The following is an 18,695-nucleotide window of genomic DNA, read 5'->3' on the forward strand; positions in this document are numbered from 1 at the left end:
ATTTGACGCCATGCGCGGGCGCTCTGCAAATCACGGCGACGCTGGCGCGGGTCTTTGGTTGACCCGGACAAGGGCGCGGCCCTAGGTCCAGTGATGAGACGGATGTGCGCGGAGGGCCAATGGCGGCGCTGATGATTCAGGGCTGCGGCTCGGACGTGGGCAAGTCAGTGCTGGTGGCGGGCCTGTGCCGGCTGTTCGCCAATCGCGGCCTGACGGTGCGGCCGTTCAAGCCGCAGAACATGTCCAACAACGCCGCCGTCACCGCGGCCGACGCCGAGGGCCGGGCGGGCGAGATCGGCCGCGCCCAGGCGCTTCAGGCCCTGGCCTGTCGCACCCCGCCGACGGTCGACATGAACCCGGTCCTGCTGAAGCCGCAGAGCGACACGGGCGCGCAACTGATCGTGCGCGGGCGCGTCGAAGGCGTGTGGCAGGCGGCGGGCTATCAGGACCGCAAGGCCGCTCTGCTGGACGTTGTGGTGGACAGCTTCCGTCGTCTTCAGGCCGAGGCGGATCTGGTCATCGTCGAGGGGGCGGGCAGTCCGGCCGAGACCAATCTACGCGCCGGCGACATCGCCAACATGGGCTTCGCCCGCGCGGCCGAGGTGCCGGTGGTGTTGGTCGGCGACATCGACCGGGGCCATGTCATCGCGGCTCTGGTCGGCGCTCACGCCGTGCTGGACGAAGGCGACCGGGCGATGATCCAGGGCTTCCTGATCAACAAGTTCCGGGGCGATCCTGCCCTGTTTAACGAAGGCCGGGCCGAGATCGAACGCCGCACCGGCTGGGCTGATCTGGGCATGGCGCCCTGGCTCATCGATGCGCGCTCCCTGCCGGCCGAAGACGCCGTTGTGCTGGACAGGGCCGTCGGGACCGGGGCGGGGCGGCGCGTGCGCATCGCCGTGCCCATGCTGTCCCGCATCGCCAATTTCGACGACTTTGATCCGCTGCGGCACGAGGCGGGGGTGGACTTCGGCTTCGTCCCGCCGGGTACGGCCCTGCCGGGCGACGCCGATTTGATCATCCTGCCGGGGACCAAGGCGACCCTGGCGGACCTGGCCTTTCTTCGGACCCAGGGCTGGGACATCGACCTCGCCGCCCACGTGCGGCGCGGCGGTCGGGTGCTGGGCGTCTGCGGCGGCTATCAGATGCTGGGCCGCACCATTAGCGACCCGGATGGGGTCGAGGGCGTGGCCAGATCGGCGCCGGGTCTGGGTCTGCTCGACGTCCAGACTGTGCTGGCGGGCGAGAAGACGCTGCGTCAGACCAGCGGGCGGTTGGCGATTTCGGACGCGGCGTTCGCCGGTTACGAAATCCACATCGGTCAGACCGGGGGGCCGGACACGGCGCGTCCTTACGCTCGGATCGAAGGGCGAGCCCATGGCGCGACGTCCGCCGACGGGCGGATCACGGGCCTCTATGTCCACGGCCTGTTTGATAGGGTCGAAGCGCGGGCGGCGATCCTGGCTGACCTCGGCGCATGCTCCGACGGAGTGGATCAGACGGAGCGGGTCGACCGCGCGCTGGACCGCATCGCGGCGGTGCTGGAAACGCATTTCGACATCCCAGCGCTCAGCCGGATCGCGGGCCTGACCTAGCCGACGGCGGGGTTGGACGAACGGTCGCCGAGCCTCCGCCAGGCGACCGCGCCGAAGGTCACGGCCAGTACGGCCAGCGTCAGCAACTCCGGCGCGACCTCGGCCACGTTCGCGCCCGCCGCGTTCAGCTTGACGAAGGCCTGGATGGCCGAGGTCGAGGGCGACAGGCGGGCCAGCCAGGCCAGCGGTTCAGGCATCAGGAACAGGGGCCAGGCGGCGCCGCCGAGGAAAAACAGCGGCACCGAGGTCGCGACCAGGATCTGCATGGCCCGCTCATGCCGGTCGAACAGGCTGCCGATGGCCAGACCCAGGGCTGAGACGCTGGCGGCGAAGACCGGCACGGCCAGGAAGATCCCGAACAGGTCGCCCATGCGCGGATAGTCCTGAAACCAGAAGACGAAGCCGAAATAGAAGAGGCTGGCGACGCAGCCGATCAGGGTCAGGGCGGCCCACAGGCCGAGGAAGCTGCGGGTCGAAAGCGGTTGCGCGCCCGTCTCTCGACGCAGTCCGGCGAACAGGGCGGCGCCCAGCAGAAGAGTCTGTTGCAGGATGATGGCGCTGACCGCAGGGACCGCATAGCTGCCGTAGCCGTCCGTCGTGTTGTAGAGCGGGCGCTGCACCACGGTCGGGGCGCGTTCCAGCAGACGCGTCGCCTCGATCACCGGGGTCAGGGTCTGTTCGGCGGCGGCGGCTGCAGCTCCGCCCAGCGCCTTGCCCATGGCCGTGGCGCGAACCAGATAGGCGCCGTTCAGATACAGACCGACCCCCTTGGCGTCGCCGTGGATCAGCGACGACTCGAACCGTTCGGGGATGTGCATGACCGCGTCGACCTCGCCGTTGCGCAGCATTCGTTCGGCCTCGGAAGGCGAGGCGGTGACGACCGAGGCGTCCAGAGCGCGTGTGGCGTTCATTTCCTGAACCAGTCGTCGGCTCAGCGCCGAATGGTCCTGATCCACGACGGCGACGGGCAGCTTGACCGGCGTCTGACCCACATAGGCCATGGGGTAGTAGAAGGCGTAGGCGACCACGGCCAGAAGGATGGTGCTCGACAGGGGCCGGTGCTTGAAGATGCCGGCGAAGGTCCCGACGAAGGCGCCGCCGAAGCTGCGCGTGGGCAGGGACAGGCTGAGGTCTTCCGGCTTGGGCGCGCGTCGGGCGCGGCGATGGGCCAGGGGGACCGACAGGGCGAAGGTCCCGACCGCGACAGCCAGCAGGATCAGCAGAGGCTCTATTGATGCGGCGATGTCCGAGCCCAGCACCATCTGTTCGTTCTGCAGCCGCAGGTAATGGGTGAAGGGCAGGACGGCGCTCCACACCTGGGCGAAGGCCGGGCCGTGCAGCAGGGGCAGGGTGCCGTTGGAAAAGGCGATGGCTGACCCGGCATAGACCGCCGTGGCCGAGAAGCTGACGTCCATGTCGCCGGTCAGCGTGACCAGCAGGGCCGAGATACCCGCCGTGGCCGCCATCAGGGCGAACAGGCCGCCCAACAGCACCAGCAGGCTGCCTTCCACGCCCCAGCCGCGCCAGCCGCACAGCCAGGCGATCCAGACCGCGCCCCACAGGGTGAAGGCGAGGACATAGGGCGTCAGCTTGCCCGCCAGCGCCGCCGCCAGCCGTCCATCCATACGCGCCGACCAGGCCTGCAACGACCCGCCGCGCAGTTCGCGTCCCACTCCCATGACGGCGGCGCAGGCCATCAGCAGATGCAGGACGCCGGGCATGATCAAGCCGCCGAGGAAGAGCTCGAAACTGAGGTGCGGATTGCCCAGGATGGTGACTTGCACGGCGGGCGTCTTCAGTCGGGCGGCGGGAACCCCCAGCGCCCGCGCCCGGTCCAGGATTAACGGAGCGGCGGCGCTGGTCAGGGCCGTGGTCTGGGCCGAGGCGGCGAGCGAACCGACGGTCTGGAAGGCGCCGGTGAAATAGACGATCACCGCGTCCGGCTGGCGAAAGGCGTTCTTCTCCGCGCCGCGCGGGATGTAGGCGAGGCTGTAGATCTTGCCCGAGCGCATCAGGGGCCAGGCGGCTTCCAGATCGGTCGGCTGGGCCACGACCCGCACGCCGGGGCTGGCCTCCATGTGGCGGATGGCGGCGCGGCTGAAGGCGGAATGGTCCTGATCGACCACAGCGACCGGCACGTCGCGCACCACGCCTTGGTACAGCATGGCCCCGACCACGACCATCAGCACGACCGGCATGACGATCAGCAGGATCAGGTCCCAGCCGCTGCGGGCCAGATGCGCGACCTCGGCGCGCAGGGCGCGGCCGAAGACGCCGCCGGTCGGCGTCGTCACCGGGCGGGCCAGTCGAACAGGACGCTCATGCCGGGACGCAGGCCCTGGACCGGGGCGACGGGCTTGGCGTGGATCTCGAAGCTGCGCACGTCATAGCCGCGCGACTGGCGGGTGGCGCGCCAGGTGGCGAAGTCGCCCTGGGGGCTGATGAAGCTGACGCGGAAGGGCACGCCTTTGCGGTTCAGCGCGGGAATGTCGCCGCGCACGGTGTGGCCGATCTTCAGGCCGTTGAACTGGTCCTCCCGCAGGTTGAAGGCGACCCAGGCGTGATCCAGATCCACCACGGTGAAGACCGGCACCCCGATCAGCACCAGTTCGCCGGGGTTGGAGAAGCGTTCGGCGATCTCGCCGGCTGAGGGCGACGTCATTCGCGTTTCAGCCAGCAGCGACGCCGTTCCACCGAGGCCGGCGCGGGCGGCGGCGACTTGGGCGTCGGCGATGGCCTTTTCCTCGCTGCGGGTCCCCGCGACGGCTTTCAGGTATTGCTGCCGGGCGGCCTCGGACTGGGCGGCGGTGGCGGCGCGGGCGGCGACGGCCTCGTCGCGACGCTGGGTCGAGATAACGCCCTCGGCGTACAGGTTTTCAGCCCGCCGCGCGGTCTGGGCGGCCAACTGGGCCGCGGCCTGGGCGCTGCGCCAGATGGATTCCAGCGAGCGGATGTCTTCGGGACGGGCGCCGACCCGGCTGAGTTCCTGCACCGCCTGGGCGCCTTGCAGGGCGGCGGCGGCCTGTTGATCGGCGGCGGTGATCTCGGGGCTGGAGAGGATGGCCAGCACCTGTCCCGGAACGACGCGGTCGCCGGCCGAGGCCAGCATCTTCTCGACACGGGCGGGGGCCTTGGTGGCGACGGTGAAGGTCTCGGCCTCGACCATGCCCTGCACCTGCGGCGGGGCCGGGCGCGCCGCCAGGAACAGGCCGATGACGACGAAGGCCAGCACGGCCAGCGCCGCCACGGCGATCAGCAGGGTCCGGACGGGCGGTGCGCGGTGTGGACGGGGCGGCGGCGAGGTCGGGTCAGCGGCAATATCAGCGACGGGGGCGGTCTCGGTCATGGGGCGATCACCCGGTCGGCGCGTTGCAGATAGCTGATGAACTCGTCGCTGCGGTCGCTGGCGGCCAGCAGGGCGGCCAGCGCCAGCTCATACTCATAGGCCGCCGCCGCGCGCTGCAGCCGGGCCGCGCCCAGCAGGGTGCGGGCGTCGATGACGGCGGAGGCGGGCGCTTCGCCCTCCCGGAAGGACAGGTCCTGAACCCGCAGATTCTCGGTCGCCGCCTCCAGACTGGAGTCCAGCGACAGGAACTGACGGCGCGACAGTTCGACCAGATTGTAGGTGCGGATGATCAGGATGCGCACCTCGTCGCGAGCCTGACGCTCCAGCTGTTCGGCGGCTTGCGACCGGGCGCGGGCGGCGCTGATCATCCGCCCGCGATCCAGCGAGGACATCAGGGTGTAGCGGGCGCCGACGCCGACGGCCCAGTCCGGCTCTGTCGGCAGGGCGTCCTCGCGGTTCAGGTTGTAGGCGCCGAAGGCGTAAACCGACGGACGCAGCCGCGACCGCGCCAGATCGACGCCTGCCTCGGCCAGATCGCGGCCCGCGCCGGCCAGAGCGACGCGGGGATTGTCGGCGGTCCCGGCTTCAATGAAGTCGTCGACAGGGCCGGGCGGGGTCGAGTTGACAAACAGCGGGCTGGTCGGGGCGACAGGGGCGGTCACATCCAGCATCCGGGCCAGGCTCTGGACCGCCGTGTCATGCTCCAGTTCGGCGCGATCTACCTGACGCTGGGCGGCGTCGCGGGCCACCTGAACCTGTAGGCGTTGAGCGGCGCTGAGGAAGCCCTCGCGTTCCATAGCCTGGGCGTTGCGCAGGTGCAGGTCGAAGCCGTCGCGCGTGTCGCGGGCGATGGTCAGGGCCTCGCGCGTCAGGATCTGGCCGAAATAAACCCGCACCAGATTGACGCTTTCCAGATTGCCCGCCTCGGCCTGCCGGGCGCGCGCCATGTCGACATTGGCGCCGGCCGCGTCGCGCAGGGCCGGGATGGCGCCGCCGGTGTAGATCGGCATGACGGCGGTGGCGACGGGACGGAAGCTGGTATCGGCGGTCTTCAGCCGCACGCTGCCGGGCAGACTGGCGAAGAACTCGGGCAGGGCGGTTTCCAGCCGGTCGTTGATGGCTTGCAGGATGTCGCCGGGGACCCCGGGCAGGTCGCCGATGATGCCGGGCAGCAACTGATTGGCGACGGACTCGGCCTGGCCGAGGGCGTCGGACAGCGAGATGTCGAAGGTCTTCTGATAGCGCAGCACCTGGGCGTCGACGGCGATGGTCGGCCGGTTCAGCGTGCGCGCCGCGGCCGCCTGTTCCTCGGCCGCCGTCACGTCGGCGCTGGACGCGCGTCGGATGCTGGAGGCAGCGTCAAGCCGAGCGGCGGCCGCTTCGAAGCTGAAAGGAACGGTCTCCTGGGCATGGGCCGCGGACGCCAGAAGGGCGGGTGTTGCAAGCGCCAGAGCGACCAGGCCGACGCCGCGCCGCCACACGCCCCGAGCTCTCCGTCCTGATCTCACCATCGAGGCGACATCCCCCTGAAGGATCAGACGGTCAGCCGACCGTCGGGCCAGCGCAAGGCACGAGCTTGGCTATAAATCGCGCGAGAGGGCTTCGGGTTGCATGCCTTCGAAGGTCCAGAAAAAAAGAGGCGCCGACGATCAGATCGTCGGCGCCCAGTTCACCGCTCAGGAGTGCGGTGGAAGTCGGCTCAGAACTTGTATCGGAAGCCCGCGAAGACCTGACGACCGGTGTGGTGGTGGACCGAGACCAGGTTGTAGTCGCCGACGTATTGGGTCGGGACCTCGTCGGTCAGGTTGATGCCTTCCAGCGTCAGGGTGAAGCTGTCGCTGACCTGCCACGAAGCCGAGGCGTCGACGTTGAAGGTATCGACCACGCCCTCGATCGCATTGCCGTTCCGGCCCGGAACCTGGGTCAGATAGCCGTCGCGATAGGTGCCCGAGACTCGGGCGCTGAAGCGCTCGTCCTCATAGTAGAGCGTGCCGTTGTAGGCGTTCTTGGACAGTTCGGTCAGGGTGTTGGTCGTGCCGTTCGGATACTCGATTTCCGAGTCCACGAAGGTGTAGTTGGCCATCACGCCGAAGTTCGACCAGATGCCCGGCAGGAAGGTGAAGGGCTGCTGATACGAGACCTCAAAGCCGGTCAGGTCGCCGCCGTCGGTGTTGACCGGCTTGTTGAACACCCAGTCCGCTGAGGCCGAGCAGCCGACGACCGTGCCGCAGGCGGCGGTTGCGACGCTGTCCGGTATGCCCAGGCTGTTGCCGGTGAAGGGACCGGTGGTCGTCTGGGTGGCGATGAAGGTGTCGATCTTCTTATGGAAGACGCCGAGCGACAGGATCGACTCCGGCGCGAAGTACCATTCAATCGCGGCGTCATAGGTCGTGGCTTTGGTGGCTTCCAGCATGGGGTTGCCCGAGCTCACGGTGCGATTGTTGCCGGACACGGAGACGCTGCCGCCGGGGGTCAGATTGCCCAGGCCCGGTCGCGACATGACCTTGGCGGCGGCCAGGCGAACCAGCAGGTTTTCGCGGGGCTCGATGACGATGTTGGCCGAGGGCAGCCAGTCGGCGTAGTTGCGCGAGGCACGCACCTCGATCGGCGCGCCAGCCGCGATTTGATAGCCCTTGGACGACTGGTCGGTCGAGACGTAGCGCGTGCCGATGTTGCCGCGGATCGGGATGGTCGTGTCCAGATCGAAGTCGATCTGGGCGTAGGCGCCGGTGGTCTTTTCCTGAACCGAGCGGTTGTTGCCGCTGGCCGGTTTCCAGCTCAGGGCGTAGCCGTCCAACCCGAACAGGTCCGAAGCCTTCTGATAGTCCGGGATAAGCCAGTTCAGCGCCGTGCCAGAGGGAATGTCCCAACCGTCGGAGAAGCCGACCGTGCGGCTGTAGCCGCTGATCGCGGCAGCGGCCACCGAGGCGGGGATGCAGGCTTCGGCGTTCGCCGTCACCGCCAGGGGCGGCGTGCAGGAGGCCGGATCGCGACGCTGCTCGGTCGTGGCGAAGCTGTAGTCCTTGAAGAAGTAGCCGGTCTTCAGCTGGAAGCGATCACTGATGTCGAAGGTCGTGTTGACCTGAACCGTGTCATAGGTGTTGTCCGCCGTCTGGGGACGCATACGGATCTGCGTCAGCTTCCACTGGGCCGGATCGTTGACGTCGAAGCCGTAGGTGATCAGCGGCAGGTTCGAATTTTGACGATAGTCATAGACGTAGTTCTGCGAGTCGACCTTGTCGAACAGGAGCGTCGTCTGGATCGGGTTGTCGTGCTCAGACTTGCTGGAGCCGACCAGGGCGTCCATGCGGAAGCGGTCGTTGAACTCGTGCTTGAAGTTCAGGGTGACCTGGGTGAACTCGGTCGACAGTTCATCGTAACGCGACTCCGAACGAACATCGACGTTGTCGAAGCGCCCGTAGAGCATATTGCCATTGGCGTCGACGAACGAGTCGCGAACGATGATGCCGTTGCGTCCAGCGTTTCCGCTGGCGCTGAAGTCCGGCGCCTGCAGGAAGTGCTCGAAGCGGGTGGCGCTGAAATCGGCGTAGAGGACGTCCAGACTGACTTCGGTCGCGTCGCTGGGCCGCCATTGCAGGGCGGCGGTCAGGCCCAGGCGGTCCTGATCGTGTTCGAGGATACCGTAGCGCGGCAGGCGCGGCGTGAAGGCATTGATGACGCCCTGGCCCTGGCCGGCGCGACCGATGTTTCCACCCTGCCAGCGCACGGTGCTGTGCCCTTCTTCCAGGGCTTCGCGGCTCGAATAGGCGACCGAGAGCAGGGCGCCGAACTTACCGTCGGCCCAGGTGTTGGAGATCAGGAAGGCCCCGCGCGGGTCCGCATTCTGAGCCAGATCATTGTAGCCCATCTGACCCGAGACGGCGATGGTCAGGCCGTCCTTGTAATCGAACGGGCGCGCAGCGCGCAGGTCGACGGTGGCGCCCAGCGAGCCTTCCTCGGTTTCGGCCGAGGCGGTTTTGCGCACCGTGATGCTATTGAACAGGTCAGAGGCGAAGACGTTGAAATCGAAGCCGCGTCCGCGGTTGGTGCCGCCTGAACTATCGGTGCCGCCGGTGGTGCCCAGGGCCTCCATGCCGTTGATGCGGATGCGAGTGAAGTCGGGGCCGAGGCCACGCACGGAGATGTTGCGGCCTTCGCCCGCGTCACGCGTGATAGCGACGCCCGGGATGCGCTGGATGGCCTCCGCCAGATTCTGATCCGGGAAGTCGGCGATGTCTTCGGCGACGATGACGTCCACCGCGCCGGCTTCGCGGCGTTTGACATTCAACGCCTGAGCCAGACTGCCGCGGAAGCCGGTGACGACGACTTCATCGACGGTGGTGGCCTGGCCGTCGGCGGAGTTGGCGTCCTGGGCGTAGGCGCCGCCAGCCATTGCGAGCGTTAGGGCGCCCAGCGAGGCGCCAAGGGTCAGCGCGTAACGCGCACGGGTAGCGTGGTGGGTCATCTATGTCCTCCTCCCAGTTGGGCCTTTCGAGGATCGTTGCGTCCCCGTTCCGGCCTCCGCGATCGCGGGAACCGGTGTCATTTGGCGTTTGTCAGCCTGTGCCACCGGTGTCATACAAAGCTACGCACAGTTTTTGACGTGTGGCAAGACGAGGGCGAACGCCGTTTCCGTCAATGTCGCAGGCCGGAGCTGGGCCCAGCGAAATACGACCGATCGACCGCAGCAGACGGTCGGCGAACAGGGAGACGACCATGCCGCTGCTGATTGCCGCGACCGCAACCAGGGTCGAATCAGGGTTCGTCCGACCGTTGTTTCCGACCGCCTGACTCCTTGCTTCGAGTATCTGCATGACCCAGCCGCTTCGCCTGAACCCCGACCGCCTGTTCCCGGCCGACGCCGACACGCGCGCAGTCGCGCGTCGTCTCTACGCCGAAGTGAAAGGCCTGCCGATCATCAGCCCGCACGGTCACACGGACCCCAGCTGGTTCGCGGGCAACGAGAACTTCGCCAACCCGGCCGAACTGCTGATCACGCCCGACCACTACGTCTTCCGCATGCTGCACTCGCAGGGCATGGCGATGGAGGACCTGGGGGTGCCTCGCGCCGACGGCGGTCCGGTCGAGACTGATCCGCGCACCATCTGGCGGCGCTTCGCCGAGAACTATCACCTGTTCCGCGGCACGCCCTCGCGCATGTGGCACGACTGGGTCTATGCCGAGGCCTTCGGCATCGACGTGCGCCTGTCGGCCGAGACGGCGGACCACTATTACGACGTCATCGACGCCGCGCTGAAGACCGACGCCTTCAAGCCGCGCGCCCTGTTCGACCGCTTCAACATCGAGGTGCTGACCACGACCGAGAGCCCGCTCGACACCCTGGAGCACCACAAGGTCATCAAGGCCTCGGGCTGGAAAGGGCGGGTGCTGACCGCCTATCGCCCCGACCCGGTTCTGGACCCGGATTACGAGGGCTTCCGCGACAATCTTAAGGTTCTGGCTGAACAGACCGGCCGGGATACCCAGAGCTGGGAAGGCTACCTCCGGGCCCTGCGCGACCGCCGTGCCTTCTTCATCGAGATGGGGGCCACTTCGACCGATCACGGCCACCCGACCGCCTTCACCGCGGACCTGTCGAAGGGCGAGGCCGAGGCCCTGTTCAAGCGGGTCTCGACCGCTCCGGCCAGCGCCGCCGATGCTGAACTGTTCCGTGGCCAGATGCTGACCGAGATGGCCGCCATGTCGGTCGAGGACGGGCTGGTGATGCAGTTGCACCCTGGCAGCTTCCGCAACCATTCGGCCACGGTCTTCAACCGCTTCGGCCGCGACAAGGGCTGCGATATTCCGACCCAGACCGACTATGTCCGGGCGCTGAAGCCGCTGCTGGACCGGTTCGGTTCGGACACTCGCCTGACCCTGATTCTGTTCACGCTGGACGAGACCTCCTACAGCCGCGAACTGGCCCCGCTGGCGGGCCACTATCCCGCGCTGAAGCTGGGCCCCAGCTGGTGGTTCCACGACAGCCCCGAGGGCATGCGCCGCTTCCGCGAGCAGGTCACCGAGACGGCGGGCTTCTACAACACCGTTGGCTTCAACGACGACACGCGGGCCTTCCTGTCGATCCCGGCCCGGCACGACGTGGCCCGGCGCATGGACTGCGGCTACCTGGCCAAGCTGGTGGTCGAGCACAGGATGGAAGAGGACGAGGCGCATGAGCTGGCCCACGCCCTGACCTATGGTCTGGTCAAGGCGGCCTACAAGCTGTGACCCGCCTCAACGACGCGGCCCTGTCGAGCCTGCCCGCCGACGTCGCCCGTCCGGCCTATGACCGCGCCCAGGTGAAGACCGGCGTGGTCCATCTGGGCATTGGGGCCTTCCACCGCGCCCATCAGGCGGTGGTGTTCGACGATGTGCTGGCCAGCGGCGACCTGCGCTGGGGCGTGCTGGGGGCCTCGCTGAGGTCGCCAGGCGTGCGCGACCAACTGAACCCTCAGGACGGGCTCTACACCCTAGTCGTGCGCGACGGGCCGGCGGAGCATCTGCGGGTGATCGGCGCCGGACGCGGGGTTCTGGTGGGGCCGGAAGACCCTGCGGCCCTGGTCGCGGCCATGGCTGACGCCGAGGTTCACATCGTCACCCTCACGGTGACCGAGAAGGGCTATCGCCTTGATCCGGCGACCGGCGACCTGCTGCTGGACGATCCCGAGGTGGCCGCCGATCTGGCGGACATTGAGGCTCCGCGCACCGCGCCGGGCTTCATCGTCGCGGCCTTGCGGGCGAGGAATGCCAAGGGGCTGAGGCCCTTTACCGTCATCAGCTGCGACAACCTTCCGCACAACGGCCAGCGCATCCGCGCTGGGGTGCTGGCCATGGCCCGGCGGATCGACCCGGCTCTGGCTGGCTGGATCGAGGCCGAGGGGGCTTTCCCCCAGACCATGATCGACCGGATCGTGCCGGCGACCATTCCCGACGACATCGCCCGCCTGACCGCTCGTCTGGGCGTCGAGGATCAGGGCATGGTCAAGGCTGAGCCCTTCACTCAGTGGGTAATCGAGGACTGGTTCGCGGGTGAGCGGCCCGACTTTGCGGCCTTCGGGGTTCAACTGACCGATGCGGTCGAGCCCTGGGAGGACGCCAAGCTGCGCCTGCTCAACGGCGCCCATTCGGCTGTGGCCTATCTCGGCGCCCTGTCGGGCTATGAGCATGTGCATGAGGCCGTGGCCGTTCCCGCTTTCAGGGCCTTTATCGAGGCCCTGTGGGACGAGGCGCAGACCACGCTGAGCCCGCCGCCCGGGCTGGATGTGGACGCCTATCGCGCTGAGCTGATGGCCCGCTTTTCCAACTCGGCCCTGATGCACCGGACGCGGCAGATCGCCATGGACGGGTCGCAGAAGCTGCCCCAACGCCTGCTGGCGGGGGCGGCTGAACGCCTTGCCGCCGGCCAGGGCGTCGAGGCGCTGGCGCTCGGCGTCGCCGCCTGGATGCGCTGGCAAGAGGGCGTGACCGAGGGCGGCGAGGCCGTGGTGGTTGATGACCCGCTGGCGGCGCGCACCGCCGAGCTGATCGCGGCGTCGGAGAACGACGAGGCCGAGGTCCGCGCCCTGCTGACCCTGTCGGCGGTCTTCCCTCAGGCTCTGGCGACCGACCGGCGCTTTGTCGAGGCGGTGACCGGGGCCTTTCTGTCGTTGAGAGAGCACGGCGCGGTCGAGGCCGCTCGCCGGGTGACGGAGTAGAGCATGAGCCGCGTCCTGGTCCTGAACCCTGCCGATGATGTCGCCATCGCGCTGGATGACATTGCCTTGGGCGACACGCCCGAAGGGCTTGAAGCGCCCGCGCGCGCCGACATCGCCACCGGGCACAAGATCGCTCGCCATGCGGTGGAGGTGGGCGGATTGGTCCGCCGCTATGGTCAGGTCATCGGGCGGGCCAGAGCCGCGATCGCCGCCGGGGATCACGTTCATGTCCATAACCTGGCCATGGCCGAGGACGGGCGCGAGGCCGAGGTCGGCGCGGATGTGCGGACGCCGGAGCCGCTGTCGGGGGCGACCTTCAACGGCATCATCCGCGCCGACGGTCGGGTCGGGACGCGGAACTATATCGGCGTCCTGACCAGCGTGAACTGTTCGGCCACGGTGGCGCGGCGGATCGCCGACGCCTTCCCCGACGCCAGCCTGCCCAAGGGCGTGGACGGCGTCGTGGCCTTTACACATCAGGGCGGTTGCGGCGGGTCTTCGCTGTCCAGCGATACGACCCTGTTGCAGCGGACGCTGGCGGGCTATGCCCGGCATCCGAACTTCCATTCCATCCTGATCGTCGGTCTGGGCTGCGAAGCCAATCAGATCTCGGCCTGGCTGGTCAACGAAGGCCTTGAAGCCGGTTCGACCCTGCGTGCCCTGACCATTCAGGAAGCCGGCGGCACGGCCCGCGCCATCGAAGCGGGCATTGAGATTGTCCGCGAACTGGTGGCCGACGCGGCCAAGGTTCAGCGCCAGCCGGTGTCGGCCTCGCACCTGACGGTGGGTCTGCAATGCGGCGGCTCGGACGGTTGGTCCGGAGTGACGGCCAACCCGGCCCTGGGGGCGGCGGTGGACCTGCTGGTCGCGCACGGCGGTTCGGCCATGCTGTCAGAGACGCCCGAAATCTGGGGCGCGGAACATCTGCTGCTGCGCCGTGCGGCCTCGCAGGACGTGGCGGATCGGCTGAACGCCCGTCTGGAATGGTGGCGCGCCTATGCCGACAAGCACGGCATGGAGCTGAACAACAACCCCTCGCCCGGCAACCTGAAGGGCGGTCTGACCACCATTCTGGAGAAGTCGCTGGGGGCCGTGGCCAAGTCCGGATCGACCCCGCTGAACGACGTGATCGGCTATGCCGAGCCGCTGACAGCCAAGGGCCTCAGCTTCATGGACAGTCCCGGCTATGACCCCTGCTCGGCGACGGGGCAGATCGCGTCGGGCGCCAATCTGATCGTCTTCACCACGGGGCGGGGCTCGGTCTTCGGCGCCAAGCCCGCGCCGTCGATCAAGGTGGCGTCGAACGCCAAGCTGGCGAATTGGATGGACGAGGACATGGACATCGACGCCTCGCCGGTGCTGACCGGGACGTCGATGGAGGAGGTCGGTCGCGCCATCTTCGAGCGGATGCTGGCGGTGGCCTCGGGCGAACCGTCCAAATCCGAGGCCCTGGGCATCGGCGACAACGAGTTCGTGCCCTGGCAGGTCGGCGCCTATCTCTAGGCGCCGCCGCTACCCCTGATCAGCCCTCCAGCGCCTCGATCAGTTCGCCCATGTTGCGGATGAAGACCTGGGTCGAGACGCACTCGACCGGATAGTCGGTGTTGTAGGGCGAGGTGTCCCACAGGTCGCCGACGCGGGTGGTCTGATACTCGCCGCCGGTCACCGCCGCCGGGGCCTCGCCGATATAGGGGTTGGAGGTCGTGGTCAGGGGCGAGGGCCAGTAGCCGCGCGCGTTCAGCCCGGCCACCAGTTCGGCGGCGCGACCCGGCGCGGGCTTGGCCAGACGGCGCGCGTCTGACGACATGTCCCAGACGTCCACGTCCTGAAGGGTGAAATACTTCGGCAGCTTCAGCGACCCGGCGCGGGCCTTCAGCGGCGAGTTGCGGCTGACTTCCGCGGGCGACTGGGCGGCCAGTTCTTCGTACTCGCGACGCAGGGCGGCGGTGTCGACGCTGCGGAACGAGCCGTAGTGGACGATCAGATTGTTGGGGTTCGTGTCGGCGTAATACTGGCCGTTGGTGATGTTGGACCCGCGCCGGTGGATATAGACCGGGGTGTTGGAGCCCTCGAGGATGAAGGTCGGATGGGTCCGGCCCGGCGCGATCAGGTTCTGCGGCGTCTTGACCTGATCCAGCCAGTCCAGGGCCTCCGGCAGGCGGGCGATGAACTTGCGGTCGCCGGTCAGGCGGTAGAAGCCCAGCATCGACCTGATGTTCGTGCCGGTGGCGTGGGTGGCGAAGGCTTGGGGCTCTATGGTCCGCGCGCCCGCGGGCTTCAGGGTGTCAGGGAAGTGTTGCAGGCCCCAGGCCGGCTGCGGCTGCGGCTGCTGGGTCTTCACGAAGATGTCCATGCCGCGCTGGATGGCGTCCAGCACGCGGGCGTCGCCGCGACCGTTCACCGCCAGACCATGCCAGGCGTAGAGCAGGAACTCCAGGTTCTCGCCCGCCACGTCGTCGTTGAAGGTGATGTAGGGGGTGTAGTCTTCGTGGCCGTGGACGCCGCCGCCCTGGACGAAGGGGAAGCGTTGGGGCCAGCCGCCGTTGGCGTACTGGGCGTCGAGGACAAACTGGATCGCCTTGTCCAAGGGCGCGCGATATTTACGCTCGCGCTTCTCCAGATAGATGCGCAGCAGCAGTTGCGAGGCCTCGGCCGTACCCGCGTCGTCGAAGGTGGCGTTGCCGTAGTAGCGATGGAATTCCTCCATCCGCCAGGCGTTCTTGCCATAGGTGGCGTACCAGCGTTTCAGCGATTCCTCGCCCGCCGTGTCGATGACGTAGTTCCAGCCGCCCGCCGGGTGCTGGCCGCGCACCAGGGCGTCGGCGGCGGACTTGGCGGCCTGATAGAACTGTTCGTCGCCGGTGGCGTGATAGGCGTCCAGATAGAGGTGGCCGACGGTGGCCGTGCCGGGCGGCTGGACCCAGATCATGGTCGGCGAGGCTTCCAACTCGCCCCACCGGCGCGAGAAGTCGGGCAGGACGTTCCAGACATAGCCGCCCTCGACGGCGGCCTCGTCGGTCATGAACCGGGTCGCGCGCTTCATCGCGGCGATGACGGCGGCGCGCTCGGGCGCGGCCTGCATGACGGTTTTTGCCAGAGCAGGGGACAGGGCAGGGGCGGAGGCGGCCGTGAAGGTCGCGGCGGCGCCGGCGGCCAGCAGGGCGCGGCGGTTCATGAGCGTCATGGTGTCTTCCTCGGATGCGTCGCCTCGCAGCTCTGGCGGCTGCTTGAGTTCAGCGAAGCTAATCACGACTGACACCGGTTTCCTAGTGCTGGAGCGCAGCAGGAAACCCGTCGATTTTCACGAATCCGTCAGCGGCGAATGTCGAAGCCGCCGTCGCCCATGGCCGCGCGCACCTCGGCGGCGGTGAACAGGTTGAAGTCGCCGGGGACCGAGTGTTTCAGGCCCGCCGCCGCCAGACCGAAGTCGAGCGCTTCCTGATCGGACCAACCGCTCCACAGGCCGAACAGCACGCCCGACGCAAAGGCGTCGCCGCCGCCGACCCGGTCCACGACGCCGGTCATGTGGAGGGCTTCCGCGCAGGTCTCGATCACAGTGTCATCGGGGCCGCGCGTCAGCATGACGGCCGACAGGGCCTGATCGGCGACGCTTTCCTGGACGCGCAGGGTGCAGGCGATGCGTTGCAGGCGGGGGAAGGCCTTGAAGGCGGCGGCGGCGGCCAGACGGCGGCGCGCATTGGGATCAGCGTCTTCGAACTTCGTCTTCAGCACCAGGGCGAAGTCGCGGTCGTCGGCGAAGGCGATCTCGGCGCCGGCCAGCATCTTGCCGAGGGTGGCGGGCGGATCGCCGGCCCACTGCTCCCACAGCTTGCCGCGGAAATTGCCGTCATAGCTGACGCGGACGCCCTTGCGCACGGCGGCCTCGACCAGTTCGACCGCCGCGCGCGACCCGTTCGGCCCAGTGGCGGGGGTCACGCCGGAAACGTGCAGCCACTCATAGCCGTCGAGCAGGGCGTCCCAGTTGAAGGCGTCGGCGACGCGCTCGACAAAGGCCGAACCGGCGCGGTCGTAGAGGACTTCGGACGGGCGACGCACGGCGCCCGGCGTCAGGAAATACAGACCCATGCGGCCGGGGGCGAAGACAATGGGCGCAGTGTCCACGCCATAGCGGCGGACCTCGTCGCGCGCGGCCTGACCCAGGGCGTTGTCGGGCAGGACGGTGGCCATCGCCGCCGGCGCGCCGAAGCGGGCCAGGGCGACGGCGACATTGGCCTCGGCCCCGCCCGGACGCGCGGTCAGGGCCGGGGACTGAAGCAGCAGTTCGTTCTGGTTCGGACTGAACCGCAGCAGCATCTCGCCGAAGCAGAGGATGCGGCCGCCCGATTTCGTCTGGGTCATGGTTGGGACGCTAGCGCGGGATCAGCGCGCCAGCCAGCCGCCGTCGACCGGCAGGGTGATGCCCTGCACATAGTCGCTGGCGCGGCTGGCCAGGAAGACGGCGGCGCCGCCGATGTCCGACGGGTCGCCCCAGCGGCCAGCGGGAATGCGGCCCAGGATTTCCTTCGAACGCACCGGGTCCTCTTGCAGGGCCTGGGTGTTGTCCGTGGCGAAGTAGCCGGGCGCGATGGCGTTGGCGTTGATGCCGTGCTTGGCCCACTCGTTGGCCATCAGCTTGGTCAGGCCCGCCACGCCGGACTTGGACGCGGTGTAGGACGGCACGCGGATGCCGCCCTGATAGGACAGCATGGAGGCGGTGTTGATGATCTTGCCGCCGCGCTGGTCCGCGATCATCCGCTTGGCCGTCGCCTGGCTGAGGAAGAACAGCACCTTGAGATTGACGTTCATGACGTCGTCCCAGTCCTGCTCGGTGAAGTCCACGGCGTCGTTGCGGCGGATGATGCCGGCGTTGTTCACCAGGATGTCGACGGGGCCGAGGGCGGCGGTCGCCTCGTCCAGAACGCGCTCGACCGGTTCGATCGAGGTCAGGTCGGCCTGGATGGAGACGGCCTGGCGGCCCTTGGCCAGCACCTTGCCGACCGTGTCGTCCGAGGCGCGGCGGGCGACCGAGGCGATGTCGGCGCCCGCTGCGGCCAGAGCCAGGGCTATGCCCTGACCGATGCCCGTATTGCCGCCGGTGACCAGCGCGACCTTGCCGGTCAGATCAAAAGGATTGGCCATGCCCATAGGTCCTTATTTCAGCTGACAGATGTCGAGCTTGTCCATGTCAGTGTAGTCGAGGTTCTCGCCGCCCATGCCCCAGATGAAGGTATAGTTCGACGTGCCCGCGCCCATGTGGATCGACCACGGCGGGCAGATCACGGCCTCGCCGTCGGCGACGACGATGTTGCGCGACTTGTCCGGCTCGCCCATGAAATGGAAGACGCGGTCGTCCTCGCCCAGGCCGAAATAGAGGTAGGCTTCCGAGCGGCGGTCGTGAATGTGCGGCGGCATGGTGTTCCACACCGAGCCCGGCTTCAGCACCGTCACGCCCAGCAGCAGCTGGCAGGACTTGACCTTGGCCGGGACGATATACTGGTAGATGGTCCGTTCGTTGGACGTCTCCAGCGCGCCCATCTCCAGCGGCACAGCGTCGGCGATGGAGATCCTGGTCAGGTCGTAGCGGGCGTGGGCCAGGGTGGAGACCAGGTAGAATTTGGCGGGATTTGCCGCATCCTTCGAAGTGAAGGAGACCTCGACCGAACCCATGGGCACATAGGCGCCGTCGCGGAAGTCCAGCTCGAGCGTTTCGCCATCGACCGTGAGCAAGCCGGCGCCGCCGATATTGACCACGCCCAGTTCGCGCCCCTGGAGGAAGGGCGCGCCGGCCAGCGACGCTGGGACAGAATGGGTCGGCAGGGTCAGGGGGGCGTCGGTCGGGGTCGCGCCGCCCATGATCATCCGCTCGTGGTGCGAATAGTTCAGGCTGATCTTGCCCGGAACGAACAGGCCCTGGATCAGGTAGCGATCCCGCAGCTGCTGGTTCGTCGCGCCGTCCATCATGTCGGGATGGGTGGCCTGATAGACCTTGTCGTACATCGGATCGTACAAGCGGGGCTCCCTAGGAACTCATGACGCGAGCAGTGGGCCGGATCTTGCGTC

General features: G+C 68.0%; 13 protein-coding genes. 4 read left to right on the top strand and 9 right to left on the bottom strand.

The features are described from left to right. Positions 1-119: 119 nt before the first annotated feature. Positions 120-1,595 (top strand): cobyric acid synthase, encoded by a 1,476-nt coding sequence (locus HNP51_RS14190; protein WP_184272050.1) that lies wholly within the window; start codon positions 120-122, stop codon positions 1,593-1,595. Here HNP51_RS14190 and HNP51_RS14195 read toward each other — a convergent pair. The 5 genes from HNP51_RS14195 to HNP51_RS14215 form a co-directional block, all read right to left on the bottom strand. Then, positions 1,592-3,889, bottom strand: coding sequence for an ABC transporter permease (locus HNP51_RS14195; protein ID WP_184272047.1), 2,298 nt, complete (start codon positions 3,887-3,889; stop codon positions 1,592-1,594). The two genes, HNP51_RS14190 and HNP51_RS14195, sit on opposite strands and share 4 nt — an antisense overlap. Beyond that, positions 3,886-4,941 (bottom strand): HlyD family secretion protein, encoded by a 1,056-nt coding sequence (locus HNP51_RS14200; protein ID WP_184272044.1) that lies wholly within the window; start codon positions 4,939-4,941, stop codon positions 3,886-3,888. The genes HNP51_RS14195 and HNP51_RS14200 overlap by 4 nt, the downstream gene beginning before the upstream one ends. After that, positions 4,938-6,422 carry a TolC family protein gene (locus HNP51_RS14205; protein ID WP_311769956.1) on the bottom strand — a complete coding sequence of 495 codons (1,485 nt, stop codon included), beginning with the start codon at positions 6,420-6,422 and terminating at the stop codon, positions 4,938-4,940. Before HNP51_RS14205 ends, HNP51_RS14200 begins: the two co-directional genes overlap by 4 nt. Positions 6,423-6,640: 218 nt before the next feature. Next, positions 6,641-9,406, bottom strand: a complete 2,766-nt coding sequence (locus tag HNP51_RS14210; protein ID WP_184272038.1) for a TonB-dependent receptor — start codon at positions 9,404-9,406, stop codon at positions 6,641-6,643. Between the two features lie 91 nt (positions 9,407-9,497). Then, on the bottom strand, positions 9,498-9,755 hold the full coding sequence (locus HNP51_RS14215) for a hypothetical protein (protein ID WP_184272035.1): 258 nt from the start codon (positions 9,753-9,755) through the stop codon (positions 9,498-9,500). Between HNP51_RS14215 and uxaC the strand changes: the two genes are divergently transcribed. Genes uxaC through HNP51_RS14230 form a run of 3 tightly spaced genes read left to right on the top strand, consistent with a single transcriptional unit; the run spans position 9,754 to position 14,138 of the window. Continuing rightward, positions 9,754-11,169 carry a glucuronate isomerase gene (gene uxaC, locus HNP51_RS14220; RefSeq protein WP_184272032.1) on the top strand — a complete coding sequence of 472 codons (1,416 nt, stop codon included), beginning with the start codon at positions 9,754-9,756 and terminating at the stop codon, positions 11,167-11,169. The two genes, HNP51_RS14215 and uxaC, sit on opposite strands and share 2 nt — an antisense overlap. Next, positions 11,166-12,635: a mannitol dehydrogenase family protein gene (locus HNP51_RS14225; protein ID WP_184272029.1), complete on the top strand. Its 1,470-nt coding sequence runs from the start codon at positions 11,166-11,168 to the stop codon at positions 12,633-12,635. The genes uxaC and HNP51_RS14225 overlap by 4 nt, the downstream gene beginning before the upstream one ends. Before the next feature lie 3 nt (positions 12,636-12,638). Next, positions 12,639-14,138, top strand: coding sequence for a UxaA family hydrolase (locus HNP51_RS14230; RefSeq protein ID WP_184272026.1), 1,500 nt, complete (start codon positions 12,639-12,641; stop codon positions 14,136-14,138). A gap of 19 nt (positions 14,139-14,157) precedes the next feature. Here the strand turns inward: HNP51_RS14230 and HNP51_RS14235 are convergent, their stop codons facing one another. The 4 genes from HNP51_RS14235 to kduI all read right to left on the bottom strand — a co-directional run bounded on the left by HNP51_RS14235 (position 14,158) and on the right by kduI (position 18,632). Next, the gene (locus tag HNP51_RS14235; protein WP_184272023.1) at positions 14,158-15,819 is read right to left on the bottom strand and encodes a pectate lyase; all 1,662 of its coding nucleotides are present in this window, start codon (positions 15,817-15,819) and stop codon (positions 14,158-14,160) included. Positions 15,820-15,947: 128 nt separating this feature from the next. Next, on the bottom strand, positions 15,948-16,994 hold the full coding sequence (locus HNP51_RS14240; protein WP_184272020.1) for a sugar kinase: 1,047 nt from the start codon (positions 16,992-16,994) through the stop codon (positions 15,948-15,950). A 21-nt stretch (positions 16,995-17,015) separates the two neighbouring features. Continuing rightward, positions 17,016-17,774, bottom strand: a complete 759-nt coding sequence (gene kduD / locus HNP51_RS14245; protein ID WP_184272017.1) for a 2-dehydro-3-deoxy-D-gluconate 5-dehydrogenase KduD — start codon at positions 17,772-17,774, stop codon at positions 17,016-17,018. 12 nt (positions 17,775-17,786) lie between these two features. Further along, a complete protein-coding gene (gene kduI, locus HNP51_RS14250; RefSeq protein WP_184272376.1) occupies positions 17,787-18,632 on the bottom strand; it encodes a 5-dehydro-4-deoxy-D-glucuronate isomerase in 846 nt (281 codons plus the stop codon). Between the last annotated feature and the right edge of the window lie 63 nt (positions 18,633-18,695).

Source organism: Brevundimonas bullata (genome assembly GCF_014207965.1).
In the GTDB taxonomy this organism is placed as follows: Bacteria; Pseudomonadota; Alphaproteobacteria; order Caulobacterales; family Caulobacteraceae; genus Brevundimonas; species Brevundimonas bullata_A.

Coding starts and splice junctions, on each gene's coding strand:
- HNP51_RS14190 (WP_184272050.1), top strand. CDS start 120: ATGGCGGCGCTGATGATTCAGGGCTGCGGCTCGGACGTGGGCAAGTCA.
- HNP51_RS14200 (WP_184272044.1), bottom strand. CDS start 4,941: ATGACCGAGACCGCCCCCGTCGCTGATATTGCCGCTGACCCGACCTCG.
- HNP51_RS14210 (WP_184272038.1), bottom strand. CDS start 9,406: ATGACCCACCACGCTACCCGTGCGCGTTACGCGCTGACCCTTGGCGCC.
- uxaC (WP_184272032.1), top strand. CDS start 9,754: ATGACCCAGCCGCTTCGCCTGAACCCCGACCGCCTGTTCCCGGCCGAC.
- HNP51_RS14215 (WP_184272035.1), bottom strand. CDS start 9,755: ATGCAGATACTCGAAGCAAGGAGTCAGGCGGTCGGAAACAACGGTCGG.
- HNP51_RS14230 (WP_184272026.1), top strand. CDS start 12,639: ATGAGCCGCGTCCTGGTCCTGAACCCTGCCGATGATGTCGCCATCGCG.
- HNP51_RS14235 (WP_184272023.1), bottom strand. CDS start 15,819: ATGACGCTCATGAACCGCCGCGCCCTGCTGGCCGCCGGCGCCGCCGCG.
- HNP51_RS14240 (WP_184272020.1), bottom strand. CDS start 16,994: ATGACCCAGACGAAATCGGGCGGCCGCATCCTCTGCTTCGGCGAGATG.
- kduD (WP_184272017.1), bottom strand. CDS start 17,774: ATGGCCAATCCTTTTGATCTGACCGGCAAGGTCGCGCTGGTCACCGGC.
- kduI (WP_184272376.1), bottom strand. CDS start 18,632: ATGTACGACAAGGTCTATCAGGCCACCCATCCCGACATGATGGACGGC.